Annotated in this window: 14 protein-coding genes; 4 read left to right on the forward strand and 10 right to left on the reverse strand. The window is 70.4% G+C overall.

Annotated features, from left to right (window positions below; genetic code table 11):
- The first annotated feature begins 70 nt into the window (after positions 1–70).
- Both ACWGIF_RS22530 and ACWGIF_RS22535 read left to right on the forward strand, forming a co-directional pair.
- Positions 71–910 (forward strand): helix-turn-helix domain-containing protein, encoded by an 840-nt coding sequence (locus tag ACWGIF_RS22530; protein WP_453500037.1) that lies wholly within the window; start codon positions 71–73, stop codon positions 908–910.
- Complete coding sequence (locus ACWGIF_RS22535; protein WP_453500039.1) at positions 895–1,095, forward strand: DUF397 domain-containing protein; 201 nt, start codon at positions 895–897, stop codon at positions 1,093–1,095. The genes ACWGIF_RS22530 and ACWGIF_RS22535 overlap by 16 nt, the downstream gene beginning before the upstream one ends.
- Positions 1,096–1,231: 136 nt before the next feature.
- Here ACWGIF_RS22535 and ACWGIF_RS22540 read toward each other — a convergent pair whose 3' ends face one another.
- From ACWGIF_RS22540 to ACWGIF_RS22585, 10 genes are all read right to left on the reverse strand, one after another.
- Positions 1,232–1,906, reverse strand: a complete 675-nt coding sequence (locus ACWGIF_RS22540; protein WP_453500041.1) for a contact-dependent growth inhibition system immunity protein — start codon at positions 1,904–1,906, stop codon at positions 1,232–1,234.
- 12 nt (positions 1,907–1,918) lie between these two features.
- Positions 1,919–2,218 (reverse strand): RNase A-like domain-containing protein, encoded by a 300-nt coding sequence (locus ACWGIF_RS22545; protein WP_453500043.1) that lies wholly within the window; start codon positions 2,216–2,218, stop codon positions 1,919–1,921.
- 27 nt (positions 2,219–2,245) lie between these two features.
- A complete protein-coding gene (locus ACWGIF_RS22550; RefSeq protein WP_453500045.1) occupies positions 2,246–2,821 on the reverse strand; it encodes a hypothetical protein in 576 nt (191 codons plus the stop codon).
- An 11-nt stretch (positions 2,822–2,832) separates the two neighbouring features.
- The gene (locus ACWGIF_RS22555) at positions 2,833–3,801 is read right to left on the reverse strand and encodes an RNase A-like domain-containing protein (protein WP_453500047.1); all 969 of its coding nucleotides are present in this window, start codon (positions 3,799–3,801) and stop codon (positions 2,833–2,835) included.
- Positions 3,702–4,532: a hypothetical protein gene (locus tag ACWGIF_RS22560; RefSeq protein WP_453500049.1), complete on the reverse strand. Its 831-nt coding sequence runs from the start codon at positions 4,530–4,532 to the stop codon at positions 3,702–3,704. Before ACWGIF_RS22560 ends, ACWGIF_RS22555 begins: the two co-directional genes overlap by 100 nt.
- A complete protein-coding gene (locus ACWGIF_RS22565) occupies positions 4,532–4,837 on the reverse strand; it encodes a WXG100 family type VII secretion target (RefSeq protein WP_453500051.1) in 306 nt (101 codons plus the stop codon). The genes ACWGIF_RS22560 and ACWGIF_RS22565 overlap by 1 nt, the downstream gene beginning before the upstream one ends.
- A 22-nt stretch (positions 4,838–4,859) precedes the next feature.
- Positions 4,860–5,300, reverse strand: coding sequence for a WXG100 family type VII secretion target (locus ACWGIF_RS22570; protein ID WP_453500053.1), 441 nt, complete (start codon positions 5,298–5,300; stop codon positions 4,860–4,862).
- A gap of 150 nt (positions 5,301–5,450) precedes the next feature.
- Positions 5,451–5,990 (reverse strand): pyridoxamine 5'-phosphate oxidase family protein, encoded by a 540-nt coding sequence (locus ACWGIF_RS22575; protein ID WP_453500055.1) that lies wholly within the window; start codon positions 5,988–5,990, stop codon positions 5,451–5,453.
- A 36-nt stretch (positions 5,991–6,026) separates the two neighbouring features.
- A complete protein-coding gene (locus ACWGIF_RS22580; RefSeq protein WP_453500057.1) occupies positions 6,027–6,755 on the reverse strand; it encodes a VWA domain-containing protein in 729 nt (242 codons plus the stop codon).
- A 30-nt stretch (positions 6,756–6,785) separates the two neighbouring features.
- Positions 6,786–7,400 (reverse strand): PadR family transcriptional regulator, encoded by a 615-nt coding sequence (locus ACWGIF_RS22585; RefSeq protein WP_453500069.1) that lies wholly within the window; start codon positions 7,398–7,400, stop codon positions 6,786–6,788.
- Positions 7,401–7,493: 93 nt separating this feature from the next.
- Between ACWGIF_RS22585 and ACWGIF_RS22590 the strand changes: the two genes are divergently transcribed.
- Together ACWGIF_RS22590 and ACWGIF_RS22595 are read left to right on the forward strand one after the other, a co-directional pair.
- Positions 7,494–8,225, forward strand: coding sequence for a glucose 1-dehydrogenase (locus tag ACWGIF_RS22590; RefSeq protein ID WP_453500059.1), 732 nt, complete (start codon positions 7,494–7,496; stop codon positions 8,223–8,225).
- Positions 8,226–8,232: 7 nt separating this feature from the next.
- Positions 8,233–9,120 (forward strand): alpha/beta hydrolase, encoded by an 888-nt coding sequence (locus ACWGIF_RS22595; RefSeq protein WP_453500061.1) that lies wholly within the window; start codon positions 8,233–8,235, stop codon positions 9,118–9,120.
- Positions 9,121–9,375 lie beyond the last annotated feature (255 nt).

Below are 9,375 nucleotides of genomic sequence, written 5' to 3' on the forward strand. Positions count from 1 at the left end.
CTGTCTCGGTGGCGGGGCGAGGACTACGCTTCTCGCGGAGCAAGGGGATTGCAGAGCGGGGAGTTGTCGCATGGCCACGGCAAAGGGCGAGGGTGACGCGGCGCAGACGCCGGAGGAGTTCGCCCGCGAGGAACTGAGGCGGCACCGCGAGGGGGCCGGTCTGACCCAGGAGGCTCTGGGCGAGCGGATCTTCACCACCGGTTCCTACGTCGGGCAGATGGAGTGCGGCCAGCGTCGGCTGCGCCCGGAGATCGCCGTCCTGATCGACAAGGAACTCGGCACCGGGGACTACTTCTCCCGTCTCTCCAAGGCGTTCAAGTCCAGGCACGTGGAGTACTTCGCGGTCGCGGCGGAGCTGGAAGTCCAGGCGACGGCGATCTACGAGTACGGATCCAGCCTGGTCCTGGGGCTGCTCCAGACGGAGGAGTACGCGCGGGCGGTGATCCGCGGCGGCAATCCCACCGCGCTCGATGCATACGTCGAATCACTGGTCGCGTCCCGCATGGGGCGCCAACGGCTCCTCGACGATCCGGCGACTCCCGAACTGTGGGTCGTCCTGCACGAGGCGGTCCTGCGGACGGTGGTCGGCGGGCACGGCGTGATGGCCGCTCAGCTACGGCGCATCGCCGACCATGTCCACGCCCACCGGATCACCCTACAGGTGGTGCCGTTCTCCGCCGGGGCCCAAGGCACCCTCGGCTCGTTGGTCACCATCATGCAGTTCGCCGACGCGCCTGACGTGGTCTACACGGAAGGGCCCCGGGTGGGACACTTGATCGACTATCCGGCCCTGGTTCAGCGGCACTGGAAGCTCTACGATCTGGCGAGGGCCGCCGCGCTGGCTCCGGCGGCGTCCTTGGCCTTGATCGAGTCGGTGGCGGAGGAACACGCGAAATGCGCGCAGACGTGAACAACCTGTCCTGGCGGAAGTCCTCCTACAGCAACTCCGACGGCGCGAGTTGCGTAGAGGTGTCGGACGACCTCCCCGGCGTGGTCCCCGTCCACGACAGCAAGCTGGCGGGCACCGGCCCGGTCCTCGCGTTCCCGGTCGCCGCGTGGGAGCCGTTCATCGAGTCTGTGAAGCGCCGAGCCTGATCCCGTACCGCTGCGGCTGACGCCCGACCGGCCCGAATGTCTCATCCGCCTGGATGGGGCGGTCCGCCGCGCGGGTCCCGACGGGGCGAGCCGGGACGCCCGCTGCCGAAACCTCGACACGCACCGCAAGACGGCGCTAGAGGTACTCGGCGCGCGGCCCGGCCAGTCGCTCGGCCACGAGGGCCAGCCAGCCGCTCGGCGCGTAGGGAGTCGGGGGGTCGACCTCCATACCCAGCTCGGCGACGCCGACCGCGTAGTCGACCTCCTCCAGGCCGAGGGCGAGCAGCTCGCGCAGCTCACCGACGAGCCGTGCCACCAGGATCGGGGCTGCCGATTCGGCGTAGTCGCGGACGGCGGCGTCGTGGTCCTCGAACTCGTCGGGCATGTCCTGCGAGAACCAGCCGCCGAGGAACTGGCCGAGCTCGGGGAAGCGGGCGTGCCACTCCCAGTGCGTCTCGGGCAGCGCCGCCGGGGACGGGACCCGGCCCTCCTCGACGCTCGCCTTGATGTGGTCGGCGAGCAGCACCAGCCACTGCTGGATCTCGGCCTCGGGCAGGCCGATGTCCGGGACCGGGTAGAACTCGCCGAGGCGGTGCCGGAGCCGCCCGGGCGGGTTGTGGGCGTAGGTGCGCAGCTGCTCCTCGGCGACCGCGAGGGCCCAGGGCCGGGTGTGCCAGGTGTGGCGAAGGTAGGCGGTGAGGGCCTGACCGGGCCGGTCGGCGGTGTCGTCGGCGTCGAGGCCGGCGTACGCGCTGATGACCTGGTCGAGCTCGCCGTAGCGGCGGTCGAACTCAAGGGGCTTCATGGACATGGGCCTGTGCCTCTACAGGTAGATCGGGCAGGTGGCGTGGACGACGAACCCGAGCGGGCTCGCGGGCTCCCGCCGGAGGACCACCCGCGCGGCCCGCACGTCCACCGCCCCGCGCCCGGCGAGCGCCATGGCCTGGATCAGGACGCGGCCGACCGGCTCCTCGCGCGAGGGCCAGGCGGCTTCGATGGTGAGCCGGGGGCGGGTGCCCTGGGCGAGCCAGCGGTGGATGGCCTGCTCGTTGCGGGTGACGACCTGCTGAGCGGCCCACTGGGCGGTTTCCCGGTCGGGGTAGGTGGCGGATCTGGTGAGCATGTGGCCTTCCCTGTTCGGCAGGTGGGATCAGAGGTTCTGGAAGTTCCAGAACACGGCGACTTCGTCGTCGTTGACGGCGATCAGCCCGGCGTCCCAGTCGTACCCGCTGAAGGGGTTGGAACCCAGAGAGGATTGTTTGCGGAAATCGGGACGGTCGCCCTTCCAGCCGAGGTTGGTGTAGAACCGGGTGCCGTCCGGAAAACGTGACAGGATCGCCTCGGCCCGGCCATCCATTTCCGGCCCGCGCCTCTCCCAGCCCGGTAGCAGGGAAAGGTCCGAGAGCGGTCGGACTGCGAGCAGGACGAGCAGCGACGGCACCGAGGACCGGGGGAGCTCACTCACCAGCGCCCGGTAGCGTTCCGTGTCCGCGGGTGTGGAGGGTGTTTCCAGCCACGGGAACAGCGGGTCTTCCCGGCGCTCCTCCTCGCCGTCGTAGGGGTCGATGGCTTCCCAGCCTCGTGGGTCCTGCGTTTCGAGGCGCATGATCGCCCGGACGTCGAGCCACCACTCGTCGTGCGCGCGCGGAGCGACGCCGACGAACGTGCATACCCACTCGTACAGCTTGAGCGCGTTCGTCCATGCTTCCGGGGTCAGGGGTTCCATCGTCCGTTCCACTACTCGGGCGCCGACGTGTAGACGACGAATGGCGGGTTGAGGTTGGGGTCGTACTTGAGCTTCGTGATCACGCCGTGAGTGTCCTCGGCCGGCAATATCGTGCCGTCCTTCACGTGTATGGACCGTCCGGTCACGGTGGAATTGTTGAGCGGACCCTCGACTGGGACGTCGGGGGTCTTGACGACCAGCTCTTTCTTGGCGGGTGGTGGGTTCTCGAGCCAGTCCTCGATTTCCGGGGTGTTCTTGCGGATGTTGTACTGAGTGTATTTCTGGGCCGAATTCATGTCCGTGAAGGACGAGGACGACAGGATGTTGAAGTTTCCGTTCGCGCGCTGCTCGTCCTTGATCCGCTGCAAGAGCTGTTCGTCCGTCTTGCCGACGTGCTTGTCGAGAGTGTGGGCGCCGCCCAGCCCCTCGTTCGTCGCCAGGTCCAGCGAGTACATGTACGGGGAGGGGCTCTCTCCGCCGATCTGCCAGCTGTGTTCCTTCTTGAACTCGTTGAGCGAGCGGGCGCCGAAGCCCTGGGCGCGGGCGATCTCCGCCAGGTAGGTCGGGGCGCTCTTGCTGGCGAAGTCGAGCTCCCAGAGGAGGGCCTTGAGCTTGGCACCCGCCTCGGTGAATTCCTTGTGGTAGGTCTCGACGACCGCGTTACACCCTTCCTTGTCCATGTGGGTCCGGAAGGAGAGCACGATCCGGCCGATGACTCCGCCGACGGCCAGCTTGGTCAAATTCATCACACTCAGGTCGGACAGTTCCATGGCCGTGGCCTTCGCCGCGTTGATGCCGGTCTGACTCGTGAACTTTCTGGTCTTCTCACCGACGTCGGCGACGTGTTCCAGGATGTCCGCGACCTTGTCCGCCGTCTCCTTCAGCACGTCGATGATGGGGCGCCGGCGGTCGGGAGTGACGTCCTTGCTGTGCCGCCACTGCCGGCCGCCCTTCTCGGTCCGAGTGCCTGCCGCGTCCATCTGCCTGCCCCACGCCGTGGCGCCCCAGATGCTTTGGCCGAAGTCCGCATCGCGGCCTGCCAGTCGCCCTTGTCCTTCGGGTTCGTGATGCCTGCGATGGCGGCGTTGAAGTCGTCCGAGGCCTTCACCGCCTCGGAGCCGAGCTTGCGCCACGCCTTGGCCATGTCCCGGACCTCGTCGTCCCGGATGCCGGGGGTGATCTCGTGGACCTTGCCGAGGCGCAGGCCGTGCTCGATGGCGGGCCGGATGACGTCCGCGAGGAAGTCGGGGAACTCACCGATGACGCCGGAGATCCACCAGGAATCGACGTCCTCGCCAGTGCCCGTCCATTTGATGGGATTGACGGGGCCATAGCGCGAAGGCTTGTTGATGACCACCGGCTCCGGCTGCCGGGCCGGCTGCGCACCCTTGCGTCCGCTCGCCTCCCAGTCAGCCAGGACATAGTGGTTGGCGGTGTGGTTCAGGCCGACGGCGGCTCCGCCCGCACCGACCACGCTGCGGCCCCACGCATCGAGGAACGTCGCGGCCACCTCCATATAGGCGTCCGCGAACGCGTCCGCGCACCGGCCGGTCCCGGCGGACTGGTTGTACTTGTTCAGTACGTCGACCAGGACGAACGCCCGCTCCGCATGCGCGAACTGGGCTTCCTTCACCAGGCCGGCCGCATGGTGGACGTGCACCGGCTGCACGTCGAAGCCCCCGTTCACGGCGGGGGAGGGCGGCGCGCCCATCAGGCGGCCCCCCAGCCGCGCAGCACGGCCTGGTGCGCGGAGGCGTAGGTGAGGTGGCCGTTCACCACGATGTCGTGCAGCCAGGCCTGGGTGGCCTCCAGGTCCTGCGCGGACCGGTCCCACTTGTCGAGCTGGTCGACGAAGGCCTGGCGGGCCTCGCCGTCCCAGCTCAGGACGAGCTTCTCGACGCGCCCGTACAGCAGGTCCAGCTGCTCGTTGAGCGTCTTGAGGATCTCCTCGAGATCCCCGGCCATGCCCTGGAGTGTCGCGAAGTCGACTGATATGTGGTCGTCACCCGACGACATGATTCCCCCTCGTTCGATCCGGTCACAGGTCGGCGATGCGGCTGCGCGGTGCGGTCTGCGGCTCGGGCACCGTGTTCGGGGTGGACAGGGCGTCGGTCTCCGCCTGAATGTCCACGGACGACTGGAGGCGCCGGAACGCTTCCAAGGTTTCGAGGTCCTGTGCGGAGAATCCGTCCTTGCTCAGCCGGACCGCCTTGGACAGGAGCTTCATCGTCTCCCGGATGCGGACGGCGTCCTCGGCGGCGGCCCGGTGCTTCGCCCGGTACGCCTCCGAGGCCGGCCCGCGCCAGCGTGCTTCGATGCGGTCGACGATCTCGTCCATCCGCAGGAGCTGCTTCTTCAGTACTTCCTGCATCGTGTCGAGGTCACCGGCGAGCTTCTTGAGGTGGGCGCCGTCCCACGCCAGTTCTGCTGTGCCACCGGCCGCCCCGGTCGAACTCCCCACATCGGGCCCAGCGTTCATGGTGCCCCCTCCCCCGAGTGTGCTGTCACAAGGTCACCGGGCCGACCGTGGCAAACGCCGAGAAGGGGACGAACTCCTTCCACCGCTGCAAGCACTGCAGGCCCGGCCGGACGGGCCGGCAGGCGGTCGGGCCGGCAGGCGGTCGGGCCGTCAGGCAGGCGGGTCATCGGCAGTCGCGTCGCCCGGGGCCGGGTCCTCGCGGGGTGGTTCGTCGTCGTTCCCGCGGCGCAGGGTGTGCAGGCCGCGCTCCGGGGTCCACGCCCGCACGACCAGGTCGTCCCCCTCCACGCTGATGTGGACGACCTCCGTCAGGTCGGCCTGGAAGAGGTGGAACGGGTGCGGGGTCTCCGTCTCCTCCGCGTACCGGTGCAGCTCGGGAGGGTCCACGAGTTCCACCGCGCGCCCGGAGATCCGTACGTCCCCGTCCGGCATCTCCTCGCCCTCACCCGGATTGGTGTGCAGGGCGAAGCGCGGGTCGCGCTGGAGGTCCCTGGCCTTCATGGAGCCCGCCATCATGCCGAGCCACAGTTCACCGCCCCGGATGTCGACATTCAGCCCGGCCACCCGAGGGGAGCCGTCCTTGCGGAGGGTGGCCAGGACGTGGTGCGGGTACTGTGCGAAACGGGCCCGGACGGTCGCCGCGAACTCCGGTTCCGCCTGCTCGAAGACTGCCCAGCTGGTGTGCGTCATACGTCCATGAAAGCGCGTGACCCCGGCGGTGGCCGCTCAGGCGCGCACGATGCCCGCGTCGCGCGCCGCCGCCAGCCAGGCCGGGAATTCCCCGACCAGGCGGTCGTACAGCTCAGCGTCCGGGATGGTGCGCGGGTCCAGGCCCGCGTGGAAGTAGCCCGCGTTGTCCACCGCCCGCTTCGCCGGAACGGGCAGTTCGTCCAGCCGGCGCAGGAAGTCGAACTGCGTGCTGCGCGTGTTGCCGAAGCCGACGAACTGCCAGAAGAGCGGCAGCCGGGCCGCCTTGCACAGGTACTTCTCCGCCGCGAGCTTGTTGATCGGCCCGCCGTCGGTCTGGAAGACCACGAGGGCCGGCCGTGTCGACCCCGAGTCCAGGTAGTGGTCGATCACCGCGTCCATCGCCGCGTGGTAGGCCGTCTTGCCCATGTGGCCGAGACGGGAGGCGATCTCGTTGACCCGGCCCTCGTGCCCGGCCAGGGACACCTCCTCCACCGCGTCGACCTCGGTGGAGAAGAAGATCACCGGGACGCGGGCGTCGTCGTCCAGGTGCGCGGACAGCCCCAGCACCCGGTCCGCGAGGGCCTGCACGCTGCCGTCCTCGTAGTACGGGCGCATCGAACCGGAGTAGTCCAGGACCAGGTAGACCGCGGCCCGGCCGCCGTCCATCCCGTGTTTGCGCAGGGAGACCCCCGCGCTCTTGTAGAGGCTCACGAGCGCCGGAGCCGTCTCCTCGACCTTGCGGAGGTCAATCGCGCTGCCCGTCATGGGGCGAGGGTACGCCGGTCCGACGGGCCCCTAGTTGCGCTTCTCGTCAGCAGCCCGTTCGGCACGCCCCCTGGCCAGTGCCTCGACGTCGTCGAGCATGGCGGCCGCGAGGTCGCGCTCGGAGGCGTAGTAGCGCTCGGCCCACTTGAGGGTGAGCGTCGGGTACGCCCAGGCCGGCTCGTCCTGCGCGCTCTGCGCGTCGGCCACCGCGGCAAGGCGCATCCGCTCCGCGAACTCCTGGTGCCGCCCGAGGACTTCGCGCATCTGCTCCGGTTCCAGCAGGTGGCCCAGCCAGAGCCGCAGCATCGGCCCGTGCTTGAGGACGGGCGGGTCGACCGGGGCCTCCCGGGCCCATTCCCGTACGGCCGTCATGCCTTCCGCGGTGATCCGGTACACCCGCTTGTCGCGCGTCCCGGTCTCCTGGGTGACCCTGCGCGAGGAGGCGTAGCCCGCCTTCTCCAGGCGCTTGAGCTCGCTGTAGATCTGGCTGAAGGACGGGCTCCAGTAGAAGAACCGCAGCGACCGGTCCGACCACTTCTTCAGGTCGTAACCGGAGAGCTCCTCCCCGAAGGAGAGCAGCCCGAGTACCGCCCAGCTGGTCGCGGGGAGCGCGCGCCTGTTCGTCTCGTCTGCCACGCAGCGCAGTCTACGACCGGGCCCCGGCGCCCTTCCCCCAGCACGGCATGCCTGCTAGAAGTATGCCTATTCGAACCATTGCAGGGGAGGGAGGGCCGAGTCGTGGGCGTTTCCCTCGACGGGAAAGTCGTCATCGTCACCGGGGCCGGGCGCGGTCAGGGTGCGGCCGGGGCCCGGCTGTTCGCGCAGGCGGGGGCGCGCGTCGTGGTCACGGACGTACGGGAGGACGAGGGCCGGGCGGTGGCCGCGGAACTCGGCGATCAGGGGCGGTACGTTCGCCACGACGTGGCCGACGCGGCGAGCTGGGCGACGGTGGTGGCGGAGGCGGTCCGCGCCTTCGGAACGGTCTCGGCGCTGGTCAACAACGCGGCCCTGTGGCGCACGGCCCACGTGGAACGGCAGCGGCTCGACGACTTCGAGGCCCTGCTGCGGGTCAACCTGCTGGGGCCGTTCCTCGGCATCCAGGCGGTGGCCCCGGTGCTGCGGGCGGGCGGGGGAGGCTCGGTCGTCAACATCTCCTCCACCGCCGGACTGGTGGGGATACCCGGCCACGCGGCCTACGGATCGACCAAGTTCGGGCTGCGGGGACTGACCCGGTCGGCGGCGCTCGACCTGGCCGCGGACCGGATCCGGGTCAACTCGGTGCACCCGGGGGCCATCGACACCCCGATGGTGGCCGAGGCGGTCGCGGGCCGGGACTGGTCGCACCTGCCGCTCGGGCGGATGGGCCGACCGGAGGAGGTCGGGGAACTCGTCCTCTTCCTCTGTTCGGACGCGTCCTCGTACGTGACGGGCGCGGAGTTCGCGGTGGACGGCGGGATGACGGCGGGATGACGACGGCATGAGCGACGAGGGCAAGGACGACCTCCTGTCTCCGGCGGCCAGGCGGCTGTGCGAGATGATGACGGCCGGTTTCCCCCGGCCCGGCGACGCAGCGGCCCTGCGGGCGGCGGCGGTGCCCGGACGGCCGGGCCCGGCCGTGGCCTCGGTGTCCGACGCGGTGGCGGACGGGGTCCCGGTCCGGATCTACGATCCCGCACCGGGCTCCGGCGGGCGCCCCCTGGTCGTCTTCCTCCACGGCGGCGGCTGGGTGATGTGCGGCCTGGACACCCACGACGCGACGTGCCGGGCGCTGGCGGCGGCCTCGGGAGCGGTGGTCGTATCGGCCGACTACCGGCTCGCCCCGGAACACCCCTGGCCGGCGGCGCCGGACGACGCACTGACGGTCCTGCTGTGGGCCCGGACGCGGGCCCCCGCGCTCGGATGCGACGCCCGCCGGGTGGTGGTGGCGGGGGACTCCAGCGGCGGCAACCTCGCGGCGGTGACCGCCCTGCGCGCGCCCGGACTCCTCGCGGGACAGGTGCTGTTCTATCCGCCGCTGGACGCCTCGATGGACTCCGCGTCGGTGGAGACGTATGCGGAGGGCTACTTCCACACCGCCGCCCACATGGCCTGGTACTGGGACCAGTACGGTGGCGACCCGGCGCACCCGCACGTCTCGCCGCTGCGGGCCGCCGACCTCTCGGGCCTGCCGCCCGCGCTGATCGTCCTCGCGGACTGCGACGTCCTGCGCGACGAGGGCCTCGCCTACGCGCGCCGGCTCGCGGCGGCGGGCGTCGACTGTACGGTCCAGCTCCACCCGGGCGTCTTCCACGGCTTCCTGGGCCTGCCGCTGCCGGCGGGCGCCGGAGCGCTGCGCGCGGCGGCGGGGTGGGTGGCGGGACGGTGAGGGGCGGGACGGTGAGTGGCGGCGGCATCCGGCGCCTCGCCGGGACGGCGGGCAGCGGGTCGGGACGGCGCCGGCCGGTTCGACGGTGCGTGGCCCTCCGCCGGAGGCGAGGCGGCGATGCGCACGCGTCAGTTGTCCGCCGTCCCCGCGACCCCTCCGCCGGGGGGGTGTCTCTATGTCCTTCGTCAAGGACATGGTGTCGGGTATCGGGCTGTTTGGGATGGTCATGCGGCGAGGGTGACGGTGGGGGTTCTG

It is taken from the genome of Streptomyces sp. NPDC054849 (assembly GCF_053610945.1).